This window comes from Vibrio olivae (assembly GCF_042428525.1).
Classification (GTDB): Bacteria; Pseudomonadota; Gammaproteobacteria; order Enterobacterales; family Vibrionaceae; genus Vibrio; species Vibrio olivae.
Genome location: NZ_JBHMEP010000007.1, coordinates 37,122 through 57,098, shown reverse-complemented (window position 1 = coordinate 57,098; position 19,977 = coordinate 37,122). Strand labels below are relative to the sequence as shown.

Genomic DNA, 19,977 nt, shown 5'->3' with positions numbered 1-19,977 from the left:
ATAACTGACTTATAGCTATAAGCTTTACGGAATCCCCAGCCTAGCTGGGGGTTTTCTCTATACAAAAAGGCGCTCTAACCATGCAGCTAGAGCGCCAAGTTCTCTGAAAAATAGATTATTGTTCAGCAACGGTCACAAAGGACGCAGCATCGACACCTTCAGGTAACGCAAACGCACCAGGCGTCGTATCACTGACGACAATTTCACTCGCTACACTAAACGTAATCGGCGCGACATCGGTGATATCAGACGATGGTGCGACATACACCGAATAAGTGCCTGACTCAACGATCCATTGGTTGTTCTCTGGATCAAAGCTTGCCAATACACTCGCCGGTACGTTAAAGCTCAATGATTGTGATGCGCCCGGAGCCAACTCATCGGTTTTAGCAAAATCTTTAAGCTCGATAGTCGGTTTCATTAATTTCACTTCTGGCGCGCTGACGTACAGTTGGGCGGCCTCTTTACCCGCTACGGTGCCAGAATTGGTGATGGTTGCAGTAAAAGAAATCGCACCATCCGACCCTGAAGAAAGCGTATTTTCGACAATCGTTGGCTGACCATAATCAAAGGTGGTGTAAGATAAGCCATACCCAAACGGATACGCCACATCGACGTCAAACGACGTGTAATAACGATAGCCGACATAAATACCTTCATTCATATGCGTTTCATCGATCACACCATCATCATTGGTATCAAGCCCGCTGAAGGTTTCTGATGAAGGAACATCGCTGTACGCTTTAGGAATCGTTTGCGCCAATTTACCGCTTGGGTTCACCGCACCGCTGACCACATCCGCAACGGCATTTCCTGCTTCTTGCCCCCCCATATATGGCAATAAAATCGCATCGGCTAAGTCTGCCCAATCACTGGTATCAATAATGCCGTTGACGTTGAGTACCACGATAACTTTCTTATCTTGCGCATGAAACGCTTCAGCCACTTGCGTCAACATGTCAAGTTCCTGAGTACTTAAGCGGTAATCCCCTTGCTCAGGTGAACGGTCCCCACCCTCACCCGCTTGACGTCCAAACGTCACAATTGCTGCTGTATTATCTTGCGCCGCTTGCGACACTAACACTTGCAGTTCTGGATTATCGGTTACTGGTGCGTCTTCACACTCGTAGTTGGTGCCCAGTAAATTGCCGACTTCCACGCGATTTTCGACAAAGTAATTTTCGTAATACTCAGTCAACGCGCTATTGATTTGGTATGTTTGCTCAAGCCCTTCAATCAAGTTGACGGTATACGCAGCGTTGACATCACCGCTGCCTGTTCCACCTTTGTAAAAATTGACTTGATTGACACCAAAGGTTGCCAGTGAGCTCCCCGAAGTAATCGGCAGCGCAGCGTCATTGTTTTTCAACAAAATGGTTCCTTCTGCTGCGGCTTGACGGGCTAGCGTGGCGTGAGCGTCTAAATCAGGTTGATTCGAATAGTCATAGCCACGATACGTCGGCATTTTCTGTACTTGGGTTAAGATCTCTACAACGTTGCGATCGAGCACCTCATCGGTAAGTTCTCCTGCATCATAAGCTTGCTGTAGACTCTCTTTGTTGTTTCCAGGTTGAATCAAATTGTTTCCCGCGATTTGCTGCTTCAATGCGGAATCTGGGTCAACAGGGACTGCATCATTTATCTGCATGATATTACCAGCAAACCAGTCTGACATGACCATGCCATCAAAGCCCCATTCGTTGCGAACGATATCTATCAAGGCATCTTCACGCTGATTAACATACGTTCCGTTCACAAGGTTATAAGACGTCATGATAGCCATCGGTTCGGCTTCATCCGCAGAAATCTGAAACCCTCGAAGGTAAATTTCGCGCAAGGCACGAGGCTCAACGATATCATCGACATAGTAACGGTCGGTTTCTGAGGCGTTGGCCACAAAGTGCTTGATGGTTGCCCCTACCCCTTGAGACTGCATCCCCTCGACCATCGCTGCACTCATTCGCCCACTGAGTACCGGATCCTCTGAATAGTATTCAAAGTTTCGACCGTTTAGAGGGTTACGCTGAATATTCATGCCTGGTGCAAGAATGACATCGACCCCATACTCAAGGGCTTCATTGCCTTGCCCTTCACCCACTTGCTCAACCAGTTCTTTATTCCATGAAGAGGCGAGAACCGAACCGATCGGCCAAGCAGTCGCATAATAGGTATTTTCGTCACCATCGCGTGTTGGTTCGATCCTTAGCCCAGCGGGGCCGTCACTTAACTTGGTGGCAGGAATATTTACATCATCATTGACAACACCATTAATATAACCCGCCACCCCAGGTACATCTTGCAATAAATTCACCGCGCCTTCTGGGTTATTCATTCCCGGGCCAGTGACGATATCCAACTTTTCACTGACTGACAGTTGCGCCACCATCTGCTCGGCCTGAGCACGATAATTGGTGGTTTCTCCGTTAGATGGCGGCTGAGGATCAGGATTCGTTGAATCATCATCGTCGTTACAACCAATGACCGTAACCGAGATAGCTAATGCAAGCATGATAGGGTTGAACTTAAAATGCTTCGTTTTCATGTTCGTTTCCTTTATTTATTAACCCCTATAAACCAAAGACATAATAAAAATATCGACAGAAGGTATGTCCATTGGCACCGCATTAACTTTAATAGTCAAAATAAATCTATTCTTACCTCACCGTTGCGATATTTTAACTCTTGGTAGCAGTAATATTCATTTGTGACTGTAATCAAAAATAAAACTTTAGAATGATATTTATCAGGATAATGTCAGAAAAATGCAAGCGTGAAACGAATCACAAACCTAGCTAGACTTGATTATTATCATCAAACAAAAAATGAATAATATAACGATGAGAAATATATCAAACCGCGTAGTGGCTAATATATTCAAATCTTTATCCGAGCAAGGTAAAGATGTGGATCAACTAAAAAGTACCTGTCATATCTCTGAATATGAACTGGCACTTCACCATGGAAGAATAGATAAAGATCCTTATGGAAAATTAATGGATCTCCTCTATAAAGACCATCGCCAGCTCATGCTGACCGAACTGATGCAAGACCCTGCCAAAATCTTAGCAGGGTTCTATGCCTCGTTCCCTGAGCTGGTCAGTTACTGCATAAACAGCGAATCAATCTTTGAACTATTAACACGTTACCTTGAGTTTAGGTTTATTGTCGGCAGTTGTGATGAGCTCACCTGCCAATCGGAACAGCAGTATACTCGGCTACGCTATACCGACGAATTCATTAGCCATAAAACCAGTTATTCCGCCTTAGCCAACTTTATTAATCTTTATGGAATGGCAAAAATTATCGACCCAAATTTATCAGTTGAAATTAAGTTAACAGGAAATCCAGTACTAAAGAAGAGTATTTATGAAGAAGTATTTAACACAAAAGTCATTTGGAACAACGCGTATAACGATATGTATTTCCTAAACCACCAGGTTAAAAAATGCTCACAAATATATAATCCAAACATCATTAAAATTCAGCGTTCGGCGTTAATAGACATTGGTATTGAAATAGGACAAAAAAACTATTTTTCTACAATAATAAAAACAATAATTAGAGATAAAGTTGAGAAAAACAGACCGAGTAACGAATCTAATTTATTAAATTCAGTATGCTCTGAAGTTAATATTAGCCGATGGACTTTATATAGAAAACTATCTCAAGAAAATACAACATTTTCAGCGCTTTTAAAATCAGTTCGCTTGGATATGTCATTGCACTTTTTATTACATTCTCGTTGCAGTGTTCAAGAAATTAGCGATCGCACCGGATTTGGCTCGTCCAGCGCATTCTCTCGTTTCTTTTATACCAATATGGGGATGGCGCCACTTAACTACCGCAAAGTAAAATCTCAAATAAATTAGAATGCCGCAGTGTTACGTTCGAACACCGCGTCAACTCCATGATTAAGATTCAGTCTGTCAGCAGGGGAAAGGCGCATTCTGCTTAAGCCCACATAGCACGGTAAATTCTTTCACCGTCTCCTCCGTTAATGGCTCACCAGTTTGTGCAAGTAGATACTTTTTATTGTCCCAGCCATATTTCGCCATAGTGAAACAGTAACTCGGGTCACTATCGTGTTGGCATAGCTGATTAGCGCGCTGAAACGCCAGTTTTTCAATCTGACATTCATCGCTTTTTTGAGAGCGAGAACACAATCTTTCGGGTTGAGAAGCTTTAGAGAATTCGTCCCAGGTTGGAACCGCTGAGCAGCCGCTAAGGGCAAGAACGGCAATAATCGCCACTCCGTGGATGAGTTTCATATTAAAGAGATGACTCCGGATTAAACCAAGACTTCAAACTACCTAGCCTGAAAAGTGCGCACCATCACAAGCCGCAACTTTTTACATCAATCTCTCAACTTGAAACCGCAGATTGCGACTTTACTTCAAACTCTCTAAACGCAGGTATACAGCCAAAGCATCAGCAAACAGACGACGAGCATCGCCAAAATATAACGCCAATTGAGTGCTAACAGCGTCTTTGCTGAAATTGCGTAACGAGATTGAATACTAAGCTGAATACCTGAAAACGGTGATAATGTAATGCCCAGAGACCAACCCATAAGCAACGCCAAGCCAAGTAGATCTGGGTCAGACGCATTGGGAGAGAGAATACTGCCAGCCAGCACCACACTGGTGACCGGGTGCATACCTGTCATCGCTAAAATAACCAAAGCAATCACGGTCATGCCTGCTTCGAAAGCACCGAAGTCAGCAGGCGCTAAATCAATGTTGAGAGAGCTGAGCAACGCCGCAACACCGGATGCCAATAATGCTGCAGCCGAGAATAGAACCACTTCTCCTCGCGAACTGGCAATCCCTCCATCGATATGATGGCGAATTTTTCGTATTCCGATTCGGCCCTGTGTGATTGACATCCACAAACCAATAAATGCCAGCGATATCAAGCTAACTAAAGACAAAACACTGATTTTAGGCCAAAAATGGTGAGAAGCCATAACAATCATCGCCAGTAACGCCGGCATCCATAACGAATACAAAGTGATGGGATAACCCAATAATTGTTCGACATCCGGGCGTTTGGCGAGCTGCCAAGCACTGAGAAGCAGAGCGACGATACTGACAGGAATGCCAAATAAAACCAATGTTGAGAGCTGTGCACCCGGTGCGCTCACCAAGGTTAAACCCATTGCAGCAAAAAATGGCGACCAAAACGCGCAAATCGAGAAAGCGCGTAACAACATTAAGCCTTGTGTCGGGACCAATTTCCCTTTGTTCGCCAGTTTATCTCCAACAATAACCACTGAAGACATATTCAGCACGGCGCCAAATAAATGGGCGCCAAACAAAGTCCGAATGATGGCCCATTTGCCTTGGGGCAAACGTTCTTGTTGACGCATTTCATCGACCGCAAATAGACGCAAGAACCCTACGGCAATCAACATATAGACGACAACTTGGTTGGCGGCTAACGCGCGAATGAAAAACTGATGCTCAATACCATGAAAAGCGCCATAGAAAAGACCGGTTCCTCCCAACGCCAGCAGGACGATGATCTGCTTTTTTTGCGCTGGTCGCACATCAGGAAAAAACAGAAAAGAGGCAATCCAAATTGGTATTCCCGCATAGTAGCCTGGGATCCAATGTGTGAATCCAGCTACAAGCGAAAGAATTAATCCGAGAAATAGCAGCCAGCCACTAAAAACACCTTTTAGCCCCATAATCACCACAGTCCATGTTGGTTGTCGAATGCGTGTTACTTACGCAAACAGGTTTGAAAATAAGAAACTTGCTCACTGGCAAGTTGATAAACCGTCGCGGGTTTACCTCCCTTGCCCTTACACGAGGCGGCCATTTTATTTGCGCTGACAATAACACCTGTATCAATCAGGCGACGTTTGACGGTCATTCGATTAACTTCCACTCCAAATTTGGCATAAGCGTCGATGATATCAGCGACCAAAAATTCTTTATCTAATGAAAACAGGACAACGGAAGTGTATTCCACGGCCGCACTGAGTTTTTTCCATGCGTGGTTAACTTGAGCAACATGGTCAAACGCCAAATCAAACTTGCCCGCGAGAACATCCGCCAAGTTAAACCAATTGGCGCGCTGTTCGCTCATTCCCGCATTACTGATTTGCTGAACATTCGCAGGATTAAGCAACGCATAGTGAGAAATACTCACGCTCCATCCGTCTGGGTCGCGCTTTGGGTTACCGTCAACCAGAGGGTCACTAATAAAGTTGGGGTAAGTATGAATTTTTTCGCGGCAAATGCGGCGTCGCGCGGAATCAAAATCCTCATCAGCGGGCTCTCCGCCTTGCGCAGTCATGTCTTCATCATAAACCAGCCCACCAGGCAGAGCCCATTTTCCGCAATCGGGCCGTTCTGGATTGCTGCGTTTAATTAATAAGGCTTTGATCCCCTCTTCGTCTAAACGTAAACAGACGAGATCAATAGTGACTATCATAGTGAATTCCTTACGATGTTATGCCGCCATTCTAGGTAAGCTCGGTTTTGTGGTCAATTGAAAATCACAAATTGTTATTAACCTTAATAACATCAACCATACAAGCGTTTGGAGTAGCTGGTGGCTTAATATCGTTTCTTATTCAGGCGTTACCTTGTCTCATAAGCAATTTATCAAATTGATCTATATCACAGTCGTTGACAAATTAAACGTAGTGGATTAATTTTACCGAAAAGTTAGGAACGAAATGTTACTAACGTAGTTTTTGATTTGAAGGAAAGGCTTATGAGCGCCAGTCTATTCTCACCAAGCATGATTCGTAGCTTACTTGATTTGGACGCGTATAAAATCACCATGATGCAAGCGATTCACTCGCTGTATCCTGACGTTCAGGTACGTTATGAGTTGATCGTACGTAGCGATGAGGACGTCAGCACATTACTTGATGACGTGCGAGAGGAAGTAATGAAACTTGCCTCTTTGCGCTTCTCTGATGCCGATATCCTTTATTTGGAGAAAGCATCACCCTATCTGCAGCCTTCTTTTCTTCAGTCATTACGCTATTTTCATTTTCAACCTGAACATCAAGTTGAGTTTGGCGTCATTAAACATGACAACAAATCCCAGCTGCGGATCGGTATTCAAGGTACATGGCGCGATACGATTCTTTACGAAACCATCGTTATGTCGATTCTTTCTGAAGTGCGAAGCCGTCGCCACTGGCAAGATGTCCCCGCTCACCTTCCAGTCGACATTCTGGATAACAAGGTGACTGAGCTCAAACAAGCACTCAAAGAACGTGGGATTAATAATTTCTCATTAACAGAAATGGGCACTCGCCGCCGCTTCTCGGGCCAAGTTCAGCGTGATGTGATGGCTCATCTGAAACAGACGATGCCAGAACTCTTGCTCGGTACCAGTAACTATCACTTTGCTCGTGAGTTCGGATTAAAGCCGATTGGGACAATCGCTCATGAATGGTTCATGGCCCACCAAGCCTTAGTCAATGTTGGAGATTCGCAGAAGGTCGCGCTTGAGCAGTGGCTGCGTGTGTTTGACGGGCAATTGGCCATCGCACCAACCGATACGCTCAATGCCGACGCTTTTATTAATGACTTCAACACGCACCTTGCCAAAGCGTTTGATGGTATTCGGCATGACTCTGGTGACCCATATCGTTGGGGAGACCGGATGATCGCCCACTATGAAAGCTTGGGCATTGACCCAAACACCAAGCTGTTCATTTTCTCTGATGGCTTAAATTTCGATGAAGCGCTTAACTTGTGTGAATATTTTGCAGGACGAGTCAACATCTCCTTTGGTATCGGCACTTTTTTAACCAATGACCTCGGTGGATGGAAAAATGCTCAAGGTAAAACTTATCAACCTTTGTCTATCGTCATTAAGCTGACTGAATGTAATGGACGCCCTGTGGCGAAAATCAGTGACGAGCCTGAAAAAGCGATGTGTGAAGATCCAATCTTCCTCGCCAATTTAAAGCGCCGCTTTAATATTGAGTTGGACATGGATGCATTGCTTGATGAATTAGACAAGCAAAAAAACCAAAAGCGTCAATACATCTCTGCGGCTTAGCGTGACGTTAACAGCAAGCTACTTCCAAACCCGATAAATAGTCCGCCAGTGATTTGATGAAATCGCTGGCTTATTTTTGGCCGTAACAGATAGTGCCTAAAGTGGCGAGCGAGCAATGCGTACCCTGCTAATACTGTACAAGAGCACAAGGCAAACGTCGTCGCAAGCACTGATAGCTGTGGCCCTAGTGGCTGACTAACATCAATAAATTGAGGAAACAGCGCAGTATAAAAAGCGATAGCTTTGGGGTTACTCACACCCACCACAAATGCTTGGGTGTATAAGCGTCTGAATTGTGTGTGAACCTTTGCGGTATTCGGTGTTTCTACTAGCCCGTGCTCCGGCTTTTGCGCTCTCTTTAGTGAGGAAAACCCTAGATAAATCAAGTACGCACCACCGACGAACTTAACCCCCTGAAACAGCGTGTCCGACGCCAGCAAAAGCGCGCTTAGCCCGGACGCTGACAACATCGCGAGCAGCAGCATGGCGCTTATATTGCCAACAATCCCAACCAATGCCCCTTTCATTCCTTCAGTTAACGCGTTTTTTACCGCTAAAAGAACCGCTGGGCCCGGCGCAACAACCGCCGCCAAGCACACTAAAACATATACCCCATACTCCATTATTGTCTTCCTTGGTATAGATTGGATATTGACCGTAAATACGTTACCCCTGCGGTTTACTTACCTGGACACTCCGCAAATATCTTTTTATCACAATGTTGGCAAATCGATTGGTCTAATTGTGGGACCACTTCTTCTATCGCGATCCCTTTAGCCGGATAGACATTGTTTTCACCGACCTGATGAATAAAACCAAACGTCTCCAGTCGTTGGCGCTTCCAAAATGAACGCACCACAAAATGTGCGTTACCGTTACTGCGCTGCTTACTATGCACCACCTCGGTCAGCATATGGCTACCATGCATATCAATATCTGAAATCCCGATCCCCAGAACAATCCAATGCGGTTTATCATCATGTTGCTGAATGTGTTCAAAACGCTTTTCAAGATAGTCAACGGCTCCAAAAAACACCGGTCCGTCCAAACTAATAAAGTGAATTTGAGGGCAAGTGGTTAAGTTAAAGCGTTTAGTATTATGAAAATAGGTGCCTTGCTCGGTCTTCATAGGCGCGAGAATTCGCACCGTTGGCTTAATCGACTGTTTCAGAAACAGCGCCAACGATAGCCCGATACCTGCGTATAAACCAAACTCTAAACTTACCAGCAAGGTACCAAATAAGGTTGTCGCCGCAATCGCCGTTTCCGTTTTACTGCGCCGAAGATAGAATCTAATCTCCTCAAAGGCAATTAGTCGCCAACCGACCAAGATAATAATACTTGCCATGGCACTGAGCGGAAGATGAGCAAACAGAGGCGCAATGGTTTGTAAAATAACAAATAAAAACAGCGACATAAATATCACCGCGAGGGGTGTTTTTGCGCCGGATTCAACATTGACACCACTGCGGGTAAACGAGCCTGAACTCATATAAGAAGAAAAGAAACTGCCGACAACATTTGATAACCCCTGGCCGATAAACTCTCGGTTTGCATCCAGCTTCTGCTCGGTTTTCAAACTGATGGCTTTTGCGATAGAAGCGGCTTCAAGTAGGCCTACAAACGCGATAGCTACCGCACCAGGCGCGATTTGTTGAATCAAAGGCACACTCAAATTAGGCGCAGAAAACGGTGGAATTACCCCAGGTAAACGGCCAACAGTGACTAAATCGGCACCTTGAGACTGAAAATAAGCACCGATTAACGAACCGAGCACTAAGGCGATAAGATAATGTGGCAGTGCCGCATGGATTTTCTTGATGATGATTGCGCTAATCATCGTCACACCACTTACCGCCAGCGCGTAATAGTCAGTATGCATCAATTGAGTGGGTAGCAACTGTAGGTAGTCAATAAACTGCTCTGGTCTGGGCAAGTCAATGGCTAAGGCATACTTAACTTGGCTTAGAATAATCAAAATCGCTGCGCCCGTGATAAAACCCGCCATCACAGCATGTGACACAAAATGTGTCACACTGCCAAGACGGGCAATGCCTAACGCAACCTGCACTAAACCGGCAATAAACGTTAAGGTAATCGCCGCTTGAATAAATTCAGCGCTCCCTACAGCAAAATCACTTTGTAACGCGCTAAAGAGTAACGCCGAGATCGCCGTTGTCGGCCCACATACCATATGCCAAGAAGAGCCCAGTACAATCGCGATGACTGGCGCGACCAATGCGCAGTAAAAACCATACTCAGGCGGTAATCCCGCAATAGTCGCAAAAGCAACACCTTGCGGAATCGCAAGAGATGCCCCTGTCAGTGCCGCGAGAATATCGGCGCGAAAAGTGGTCGGCGTGACATGCCCTAACCAAGGAAACCAGATTTTCATCGCCTTCAACGCGGCACCACCTTTTTAACTTAATATTTCATTTTTAACTAACGACGATTAGATACCGAGTGATTGTTTCACTGCTGGTTCACCAGGCTCGCCATGATAGGTTGTAACACCGTCAAGCCATGAATCAAGCACTTGTGGGTGCGATTGAATCCATTCTTTCGCAGCTTGTTTGGCTTGCCCCGCCCCCTTACCCGACGCTGAATCAATCACTTCATTTTCCATCGTGAGCGTAAATTTTAGATTAGTCAGAAGCTTAGCAACATTACCACATTCATCAGCATAACCTTTACGCGTTAATGTATGAATCGTGGCACCACCGTAATTCGGCCCAAAGTACTTATCGCCGCCGCTTAGGTATTTGATATCATGATTGACGTTCATCGGATGCGGTTCCCAGCCTAAAAACACAATAAATTTATTGCGGCGGATAGCTCGATCAACTTCTGAGAGCATTCCCTGCTCACCAGACTCGACCAATTGCCAATCTTGCAGATTAAAATCATTGCTATCGATCATTTTCTGCAAGTTATCATTCGCTGGCGACCCGGGAGCGATGCCATAAATACGCTCACGAAAATCATCCGCAAACTGATTTAAATCACTGAAATCCTTAACGCCTTGCTCATAGACATAACTTGGTACTGCTAAGGTAAACTTCACCCCTTCTAAATTAGTACGCACAACATCAATATCATTTTGATACTTTTCGATAAAGCCTTTTTGCGCTGGCATCCAATTTCCCATAAACGCATCTATTTCGCCGTTTTTGAGACTTTCAAAGCCAACCGGAACACCGAGCAAATAAATTTGGGTGTCATACCCAAGCCCTTCAAGCAACGTCGTCACAACGCCGTTGGTAGCACCGATGTCCGTCCAGCCAGGGTCACTTAATGTGACTTTTTTACATTGAGCCGGCTCAGCGGCAGCGGCCCAATGACTGGACATAAACAGCGTGGTGGCACAAAGCGCACCAAGCCAAGACGGCTTACTTAATCGAATAGACATGAATTGCTCCTGTTATCGTGGTTATTTCCTTTACGTGATGACTGACATTATTCCGGTTTTGGGAACCGAGAACGTGCCTCAAGATCATCAAGATCAATGTGATTACGCATATACATTTCGCTACTATCAAAAATCGGCTGATGATCCCATGCCAGCTTTTTACCGTTCTCCATGGCTTTCACCACTAAACGTCGGCGGCGCTGACTGACTAAAACATCTTGAGTTAGTTGGTGAGAATCCCAACGTTTCAGGGCTTCGGTGCGAAATGAACCGGCGACATCGGCATAAGTAGGGTCATTGGCGAGATTAACCAGCTCAAATGGATCGGACTCTAAATCAAACAGTTGGTCTGGGTCGATGTGACAATGGATATATTTGTAGCGCCCACGTCGAATCATGAACACTGGCGCAATGGCGCCTTCGCCAAAGTATTCACCAATCACTTCATCATGCGCATTAATGCCGTCGGTCAAATGAGGAATTAAGCTGCGACCTTGAATCGGCATCGGTAAATCACTGACTGGTTGCTCTGTCACCATTTCCATAAATGTCGGTAGTAAGTCCATAGTAGAAACCGATTCTTTCACGCGTTTCGGTTGATAGCGCTTTGGATAGTGAACAATCATCGGAACGCGTGTTGAACCTTCAAAGAACGACATCTTGTACCATAAGTTACGTTCACCGAGCATATCGCCATGATCGCCAGAAAAGACAATAATGGTGTTGTCGTCCAACCCGGTCTCTTTTAGCGCTTTTAGCAGCATTCCGATCTTGTCGTCTACATAGCTGATCGCCCCGTAGTAAGCGCGGCGGGCATTACGGATATCTTGTTCGCCAATCGGTTGGTCATAGTAGCCATACACGTCTTGTAAACGCAGCGAGTGTGGGTCTTGCTCTTCGCGCGCAATGCTCACTTTTGGTAAGTCAATTTCGTCATTGTCATAGCGGTTCCAATACTCTTCTGGAATCGCATAAGGGTCATGAGGATGGGTCATAGATACCGTTAAGCAAAAAGGTCGGTCATCACCTTGACGCACATGATCGTACAAGTAGCGCTGAGCATGAAACACCACTTCATCATCAAAATCGAGCTGGTTGCTCCGGACACAAGGACCCGCCTGAGTCACTGAAGACATATTGTGGTACCAGGTCGGCTTGCTACTTGGATCATCCCAGTTAGGGAACCAACCATAATCAGCAGGGTAAATATCGGTGGTGAGTCGCTGCTCGAAGCCATGCAACTGGTCAGGCCCACAGAAATGCATTTTGCCGGAAAGCGCTGTCTTGTAATTTTGAGCTCGCAAGTAGTGAGCAAAGGTTGGAATATCCGCTGGAAAATCGGCGGCATTATCATACGCGCCAATCATGCTCGGCAATTGACCGGTCATCAATACGTAACGAGACGGCGCACACAGTGGACTATTGCAATACGCAGAATCAAACACTACGCCCTCTTTAGCGATACTGTCCAAATGTGGCGTTTTGACAACCGGATGCCCATAAATTGGCAACGAATTGGCTGCCATTTGGTCGGCCATAATAAAAAGAATATTGGGCTGTTTAATGGACATTTTTCCTCCCTGTGGATTTGACCAACAATAAGTACGGCTGATGTTAAAAGTGTAAATATCTCGTGAGCCATTACCTTGCACTTTGAAATTTGGGATGTAAACTGACTGAAAACTTATGTATGGGATAAGTTAAGCTTATGTTATCCAAAAACGACCATTTACCCTTACAAGCCTTAGTGGTATTTGAAGCCAGTGCAAGGCTGCTCAGTTTTACTGCCGCAGCGCGAGAGTTAGGCACCACTCAGCCTGCGGTCAGCCAGCAAATTCGGGGATTAGAGAAGGAGCTTGGAGTCGCTCTATTTGAGCGAATTTATCGTGGGGTTACCCTGACAGACGATGGCCATGTGCTACTGGAAACGACACAGCAAAGCTTGGGAGATTTACGTAAAGTTTTGCAAAAAATAATGCAAAATAAACAGTCACCTCGAATTAACTTCGCCACTGACTTTGCATTTGCATCTTATTGGTTGATGCCAAAGCTGGCAGAATTTCGACGACTGCATCCAGAGATCGACATTCGAATTCAAACCTCGCAATCAGCCATTGACCTCGTTTCAACCGAAGCCGATATCGCCATTTTATTCGGGGATGGGCATTACCAAGGTTACAACAGCGAAAAGCTGTTATCAGAAACGGTCTATCCGGTATGCAGTCCGAAATTACTTGAGCACTATGCTGGATTCACCACCATTGAACAGTTAAGCCACGCACCGTTACTCAAGCTCAATGCCGACCTCGGTCAAAAATGGATCGACTGGGAAACGTTATTTACCTCTCATGGACGGCGCTGGACACCACCGGATTCATTAATGGAGTTAGATAACTATACCTTAGTCGCTCAAGCCGCTATCGCAGGTCAAGGTGTCGCCTTAGGATGGTCACCGCTACTCGATAATTTTATTGACAGCGGTGTGCTGGTTGCACTGAAGCAGTTCAGTGTCAGTACCGACCATGGTTATTACATTGTCACTGGCTCTGGGCACGCCCCCAATGAACATGTTGCGCATTTCCTGTCATGGATGAAGAGCCAGTCCGCGGCGTTATAACTCGTAAGCATTTTCGGAGTGCTGACTGTAAATAGCTTATGGGAAACGCCGCCTCGATACGTTCAGTAGCCCTGACTTATCGTGCCTCAGTATAGTGCCCTCTTTATGTCACTACCTAAAAGCTTTGCCCAAAAACAGTGCCTAGCGATCATTTTGAGTGCACAAATTGCACCTTAAAGGTGCTTTAATTTAATAAAAATTTGATTTAACAATGAAGCAACATGACATTAAGTTATTGAAAAGTAATTATTTAAATATAAATTAATCTCCTTTTTTAATTTTGGAATAGTTATTGCTGTTAGAGCAACAAATTATAAAAATCACCAAATTGGTGAACCTAAAATAAATTCAGCACCGTATCAGTGCGATAATTATTTCTAATGGAGTTTAACGAGAATGAATGACACCGTAAGTCAGGTACAAGGAGCTGTACAAACCCTGACCCAAAGTTCCGATACACTTTTTCTACTGCTTGGCGCCATCATGGTCTTTTTAATGCACGCTGGCTTCGCCTTTTTAGAAGTGGGGACCGTGCGTAAAAAGAATCAGGTTAACGCACTCGTAAAAATTTTTACCGATTTCGGTATCTCTACCATCGCTTACTTCTTCTTTGGTTATTGGATTGCCTATGGCGCAAACTTTTTTGCCGATGCTGCCACCCTATCTCAAGGTAACGGTTATGAACTCGTCAAGTTTTTCTTCTTACTCACTTTTGCCGCCGCGATCCCTGCCATTGTTTCAGGTGGCATCGCCGAACGCGCGCGGTTTTATCCGATTCTCATCGCGACGTTTTTCACTGTAGGCCTTGTCTACCCACTGTTTGAAGGCATGATTTGGAACGGTAACTTTGGTTTACAAGCTTGGTTTGAATCTCAGTTTGGCTATGCGTTCCATGATTTCGCTGGCTCGGTCGTTGTCCATGGTGTGGGCGGTTGGATTGCCTTGGTCGCGGTGATTTTCCTTGGAATGCGTAACGGACGAATTCGTGCTGGTAAACACACTAACTTTGCGCCTTCTAACATTCCTTTCTTAGCTCTCGGCGCATGGATTCTGTGTGTTGGCTGGTTCGGATTTAATGTTATGTCGGCACAAACGCTTAATGGTATTAGTGGCTTAGTTGCCATGAACTCGTTAATGGCAATGGTAGGCGGTATTATCGCCGCGTTGATCGCAGGTAAAAACGACCCTGGTTTTATCCATAACGGACCGCTAGCAGGATTAGTTGCGGTATGTGCAGGCTCCGATCTCATGCATCCACTCGGCGCATTAGTCACAGGGGTGGTCGCGGGTGTTCTCTTTGTATGGCTATTTACGCACTTACAAAACAAGACCAAAATTGATGACGTATTAGGTGTGTGGCCTCTGCATGGCGTGTGCGGTGCATGGGGCGGAGTTGCAGCAGGCATATTTGGACAAACCGCATTAGGCGGATTGGGCGGTGTGAGCTTTATTGTGCAACTGATGGGGACCGTGACGGGGATTGCTATTGCCCTAATCGGAGGAGCGATTGTTTACGGTAGCCTGCATCGATTAACAGGTCTTCGACTCACTGAGGAAGAAGAATATAACGGTGCGGATCTCTCTATTCACCAGATAAGCTCAATGAGTGACGAGTAACCATAAAAAGGGTTTGGATTTTCCAAACCCTTTTTATTTAGACGTCGCTTGCGCTTATTTCTGCTCTCCAAGTCAGCGTGGTCATACTGCACCAAAATAACGCGCCATGCACTTCAATACATCAAGGTCTAAGCTGCGGCATAGCGCCACCTAGCTCTTGGTACATATAAAATCTATTTGGTTGTACCACACGCCCAATTTCTAATGTTTAAAACATGGCACAAACATTGTTTAGGGGACTGAGACTCTTAATAAAGGACGAACACGATGCAAGGAAACAACGACTATCCGCTCAGTGAAGTGCCGGAAGAAAGCCGCAAAGGCTTGATATCTATGGCTGCGGTGTTACTCGGATTTACTTTTTTTACCGCGACAATGTGGGCAGGAGGAAGTTTAGGTACGGCGTTTAACTTAAATGAACTGATGGGCATTATTGTTATTGGTAATCTTTTACTCGGTATCTACGCCGCAGCGCTGGGTTACATCGCCTATAAAACCGGACTTAATACAGTCCTACTCGGACGTTATTGCTTTGGCGAGCATGGTAGTAAACTGTCAGACTTCGTGCTGGGTTTTACGCAAATCGGTTGGTATGCCTGGGGCGTTGCCACCATTGCGATTGTGCTCACCACACTGCTCAATATCAGTGAAAGCTGGCAAATTCCATTGATGATTGTCTTTGGATTTGGCTTTTGTATCACTGCGTCAATCGGGTTCCGCGCCATGGAACTGCTTTCTAAGATTTCGGTACCTTTGATGCTTGTGTTTATCGCGATCAGTTTTTATCAAGGCCTCGTCGATGTCGGTGGGATGGTCGCACTCATCGGCCTGGAGCCGACCGATAGCATGCAATACAGCGCAGCCATTACGGTTGTCATCGGAACCTTTATCAGCGGTGGCACACAAGCGACTAACTGGAGCCGTTTTTCAAAAACAGGTCGTATTGCGGTACTCGCGACGTTAGCGGCATTTTTTATCGGGAACGGTCTAATGGTGTTTATCGGTGCCTTTGGCGCTATGATTTATCAACAAGCGGATATCGTTGACGTATTGGTCGCTCAAGGATTTATGGTCACGGCAATCTTAATGTTATTTGCCAATATTTGGACCACGCAAGACAATACAATTTATAACTTCGCCGCCGCGGGTTGTAACTTATTTCGCACCAAGCAACGTAAGCTAATCACGATTGTCGGCGCAGGTATTGGCACTCTGCTCGCGATTTTTGGCATGTACAATTTGCTCATTCCTTTCTTAGTGCTTCTCGGTACCTTTATTCCACCTATTGGTGCCGTGATCATGGCTAACTTCTGGTTTGTCCACCGCGCTGCGCCACCAAAGCTTAATGACATCTCTCTACCCACATTTGATTATTGTGGGTTGGCGGCGTATTTCATTGGCTCGCTCACCGCGTACCTATCTCCTTGGATGCCGCCGATCGTTGGCATGATCGCTGCTGCCGCCAGTTATATGCTGTTGGTTACGATCACCGCAAGCCATAAACAAGCAGCCAAAGTGAGCTAATTCTATGCTGACGGTCTTTGATCTCCCATCCATTGACCAGCTTGAGTCAATGGTCATCAAAACCCAATGTGACACAACAAAAAGGGCCATTCGTTGGCCCTATGTAGCAGAAGATTCGCAGTTAAAGCCTTGGCTAAAAGGCGGAGAAGTGTTGTTCGTCACGGGTATTAATCGCCAATGGGATGATGATGAATTTCAACAACTGATCGACGTTGCCAATGAATGCCATGCCTCAGCGATAGTGGTTTTAACTGGCTCAAAGCATATTCCGTTTTTACCACCAAGGTGGATACAGCTCTGTGAACAGGCTCTGATGCCACTGCTTGAACAGCCCTACTCGCTTCCTATGGTCACCGTTACCGAGCGTTTATCAAACGCCATTATTCAAGATGGCTTTGCCCAGCGCTCTAAGCAATGGTTTATCCAGCAGCTATTAGAGAGCAATACCACACTCCAGCCTATGGCTTTGGCCCAAGCCAAAGAATTAGCATTAAGTGATGATGTGCCGCTGACTGTCGCAATGGTGCTTCCTCTTAATGAACACCACACCGCAAAAGACAGTCATCGATATATTCTGCGCGAATGGCTAGTGCGTTATGACAGTCGATTTCCTGTCACTGACTATCGTGGCGGCTGGATACTGGTCATTCCGACCAACAACTTGAGCCACTCTCAGCACGGCCCCAAAAGCATATGGCACGCGCTACATACTCAACTCCTAAACCAAGCACTGCCAGTGGCTATCGGCATAAGCGATGGCGCGAATTTGACTCAACTAAATCGTTTGGGATATCAGGCGAAACAATGCGCTGAATTTGCCGCTAAATACCCTAACCAGCCGATTTATCATTATAGAGCGTTGGGGTTGCAGCAGGTTTTTGCCGCCATTGATGATGACAGCATAAAGTACGACTTTTGTTCGCGCTATTTGGGTCCACTCTTTCACACAGAAAAACGTGACCTTGTCACAATAAAGCACACGCTGCTCACGTATTTTTCTCAATTAGGCAGTCTTCGCAAGACCGCTGCCACCCTCGGAGTGCATCGTAATACCATCACCTCTCGTTTAATCCGCTTTGAAACGTTAACCGGGCAGTTAATCAATGATCCCACTCACCGACTGGCGATTCAAAATGCGCTTATGATGGAGCCGTTCCTCACCCCGAATCAAACACCATACAAGGATGATTATGAAAATTATTAATGCTCGTCTCAGACATCAGGAAACGCTATATACTCTCGAGTGTGATAACGGCGTATTCACCCAGATAACACCACAATCAGGCCATTGTGACGAGCCCTGCGATATCGATGCGAAGCAAAAGTTACTCTGCGCACCGTTTATTGAACCTCACATTCATCTCGATGCGGTGTTAACTGCGGGAGAACCACGCTGGAACAAGAGCGGCACATTGTTTGAGGGGATTGAGTGCTGGGCCGAGCGTAAACAGCTGCTCAGTGAGCAAGATGTACAGTCACGGGTCTTAAAAGCAGCGAGTTTACTGATAGAAAATGGCGTCCAGCATATTCGTACTCATGTCGATGTCACCGATCCAAGCCTTACGGCGTTAAAAGCCATTGTACCACTCAAGCAGCGCCTCGCCCCCTACCTGGATTTGCAGGTGGTCGCCTTTCCTCAGGAAGGTATTTTGTCTTACCCCAATGGCAAGCAATTAATGCAACAAGCACTCGATATTGGCGCAGATGTCGTGGGCGGAATCCCCCACTTCGAATTTACACGTGAATACGGTGTTGAGTCGATGCGCTGGGTGATGGAATTGGCGAAATCACACAACAAACTGGTTGATGTTCACTGTGATGAAATCGACGATGGCAACTCACGCTTTTTGGAAGTGCTCGCTACCGCGGCATTGGAGGCGGGAATGGGAGATAAAGTGACCGCCAGCCACACCGTCGCGATGCACTCATACAACAACGCCTATTGCTCGAAACTTTTTCGTTTACTGAAGATGTCTGGCATTAATTTCGTCTCCTGTCCAACAGAAAATACCCATTTACAAGGTCGGTTTGACAACTTCCCCAAACGACGCGGTATCACGCGAGTCAAAGAGTTACGCAATGCTGGCATTAATGTCGCGCTGGCACAAGATTCTATCCAAGACCCTTGGTACAGCTTAGGGAACGGTCGCTTACTGCGCCAAGTCGATTTTGCACTTCACGCCTGTCATATGATGGGTTACGACGACTTTAAAGTGGCGCTCGACTTTATTACCGATAATGGCGCCAAAGTCATGAACATTCAGCAGCATTATGGTATTGAGATAGGCAAACCCGCCAATTTTATCATTTTGAATGGTTGCGATGATGTTGAGGTCATTCGTGAACAAGCGGATGTGTTGTACTCCGTTCGCAGCGGAGAAATTTTGGTTGAGCGCCAACCGGCCTCTATCACCAAAACGCCAATATTATAAGGCTTTAAAACCCGCTTCAAAGCAGACTAATTTGGAGTGGGTTTAAATGTGCTAACACGCCAAACAAACTGTCACCCAATGATTGGGAGCGATAGAAAAACGAACAGGGAAAATGCAAGAAAATCTTAGAAAGAGATTGGAGCGTACTGCGGGAATCGAACCCGCATCATCAGCTTGGAAGGCTGAGGTAATAGCCATTATACGAAGTACGCTTCGTCGTGGGACGCTTATTAATATGCCACAGCCATTTGAAAAGAAAAGCACTTTTTTATCATTTTCGGTCTGTTCGTACAGATAACAATCAAAATGAATTCAAATGCTTAATTATTAGCCTCTCACCTTTA

Annotated in this window: 15 protein-coding genes and 1 tRNA gene; 7 read left to right on the top strand and 9 right to left on the bottom strand. The window is 45.7% G+C overall.

Annotated elements, in window-relative coordinates; genetic code table 11:
* Positions 1–115: 115 nt before the first annotated feature.
* Complete coding sequence (locus ACFFUV_RS17530; protein ID WP_390195233.1) at positions 116–2,542, bottom strand: beta-glucosidase; 2,427 nt, start codon at positions 2,540–2,542, stop codon at positions 116–118.
* Between the two features lie 361 nt (positions 2,543–2,903).
* Between ACFFUV_RS17530 and ACFFUV_RS17525 the strand changes: the two genes are divergently transcribed.
* Positions 2,904–3,869, top strand: coding sequence for a helix-turn-helix transcriptional regulator (locus tag ACFFUV_RS17525; protein WP_390195231.1), 966 nt, complete (start codon positions 2,904–2,906; stop codon positions 3,867–3,869).
* Between the two features lie 57 nt (positions 3,870–3,926).
* Here the strand turns inward: ACFFUV_RS17525 and ACFFUV_RS17520 are convergent, their stop codons facing one another.
* The 3 genes from ACFFUV_RS17520 to ACFFUV_RS17510 all read right to left on the bottom strand — a co-directional run bounded on the left by ACFFUV_RS17520 (position 3,927) and on the right by ACFFUV_RS17510 (position 6,441).
* Positions 3,927–4,268 (bottom strand): hypothetical protein, encoded by a 342-nt coding sequence (locus tag ACFFUV_RS17520; RefSeq protein ID WP_390195229.1) that lies wholly within the window; start codon positions 4,266–4,268, stop codon positions 3,927–3,929.
* Positions 4,269–4,402: 134 nt separating this feature from the next.
* Positions 4,403–5,689: a hypothetical protein gene (locus ACFFUV_RS17515; RefSeq protein WP_390195227.1), complete on the bottom strand. Its 1,287-nt coding sequence runs from the start codon at positions 5,687–5,689 to the stop codon at positions 4,403–4,405.
* Positions 5,690–5,724: 35 nt separating this feature from the next.
* Positions 5,725–6,441, bottom strand: coding sequence for an NUDIX domain-containing protein (locus ACFFUV_RS17510; protein WP_390195225.1), 717 nt, complete (start codon positions 6,439–6,441; stop codon positions 5,725–5,727).
* Positions 6,442–6,726: 285 nt separating this feature from the next.
* Between ACFFUV_RS17510 and pncB the strand changes: the two genes are divergently transcribed.
* Positions 6,727–8,034: a nicotinate phosphoribosyltransferase gene (gene pncB / locus ACFFUV_RS17505; protein WP_390195223.1), complete on the top strand. Its 1,308-nt coding sequence runs from the start codon at positions 6,727–6,729 to the stop codon at positions 8,032–8,034.
* Here pncB and ACFFUV_RS17500 read toward each other — a convergent pair.
* The 4 genes from ACFFUV_RS17500 to betC are packed head-to-tail and all read right to left on the bottom strand — an operon-like array spanning position 8,031 to position 13,014.
* Positions 8,031–8,657, bottom strand: coding sequence for a LysE family translocator (locus tag ACFFUV_RS17500; protein ID WP_390195221.1), 627 nt, complete (start codon positions 8,655–8,657; stop codon positions 8,031–8,033). The two genes, pncB and ACFFUV_RS17500, sit on opposite strands and share 4 nt — an antisense overlap.
* Positions 8,658–8,713: 56 nt before the next feature.
* Positions 8,714–10,429, bottom strand: coding sequence for a SulP family inorganic anion transporter (locus tag ACFFUV_RS17495; protein ID WP_390195219.1), 1,716 nt, complete (start codon positions 10,427–10,429; stop codon positions 8,714–8,716).
* Positions 10,430–10,486: 57 nt separating this feature from the next.
* Positions 10,487–11,443, bottom strand: a complete 957-nt coding sequence (gene choX, locus ACFFUV_RS17490) for a choline ABC transporter substrate-binding protein (RefSeq protein ID WP_390195217.1) — start codon at positions 11,441–11,443, stop codon at positions 10,487–10,489.
* A 47-nt stretch (positions 11,444–11,490) separates the two neighbouring features.
* Entirely contained in the window at positions 11,491–13,014 is a 1,524-nt protein-coding gene (gene betC, locus ACFFUV_RS17485; protein ID WP_390195215.1) for a choline-sulfatase, read from the bottom strand.
* Between the two features lie 137 nt (positions 13,015–13,151).
* Here betC and ACFFUV_RS17480 point away from each other — a divergent pair, with 137 nt between their 5' ends.
* From ACFFUV_RS17480 to codA, 5 genes are all read left to right on the top strand, one after another.
* Positions 13,152–14,060 (top strand): choline sulfate utilization transcriptional regulator, encoded by a 909-nt coding sequence (locus ACFFUV_RS17480; protein WP_390195213.1) that lies wholly within the window; start codon positions 13,152–13,154, stop codon positions 14,058–14,060.
* Between the two features lie 396 nt (positions 14,061–14,456).
* Entirely contained in the window at positions 14,457–15,677 is a 1,221-nt protein-coding gene (locus ACFFUV_RS17475; protein ID WP_390195211.1) for an ammonium transporter, read from the top strand.
* A 267-nt stretch (positions 15,678–15,944) separates the two neighbouring features.
* A complete protein-coding gene (codB, locus tag ACFFUV_RS17470) occupies positions 15,945–17,201 on the top strand; it encodes a cytosine permease (RefSeq protein WP_390195208.1) in 1,257 nt (418 codons plus the stop codon).
* Positions 17,202–17,205: 4 nt separating this feature from the next.
* Complete coding sequence (locus tag ACFFUV_RS17465) at positions 17,206–18,405, top strand: PucR family transcriptional regulator (protein WP_390195205.1); 1,200 nt, start codon at positions 17,206–17,208, stop codon at positions 18,403–18,405.
* Positions 18,392–19,633, top strand: coding sequence for a cytosine deaminase (gene codA, locus ACFFUV_RS17460; protein WP_390195203.1), 1,242 nt, complete (start codon positions 18,392–18,394; stop codon positions 19,631–19,633). The genes ACFFUV_RS17465 and codA overlap by 14 nt, the downstream gene beginning before the upstream one ends.
* Before the next feature lie 137 nt (positions 19,634–19,770).
* On the opposite strand, the gene ACFFUV_RS17455 is transcribed toward codA, so the two are convergent.
* Positions 19,771–19,845 (bottom strand) — tRNA-Gly (locus ACFFUV_RS17455).
* Positions 19,846–19,977 lie beyond the last annotated feature (132 nt).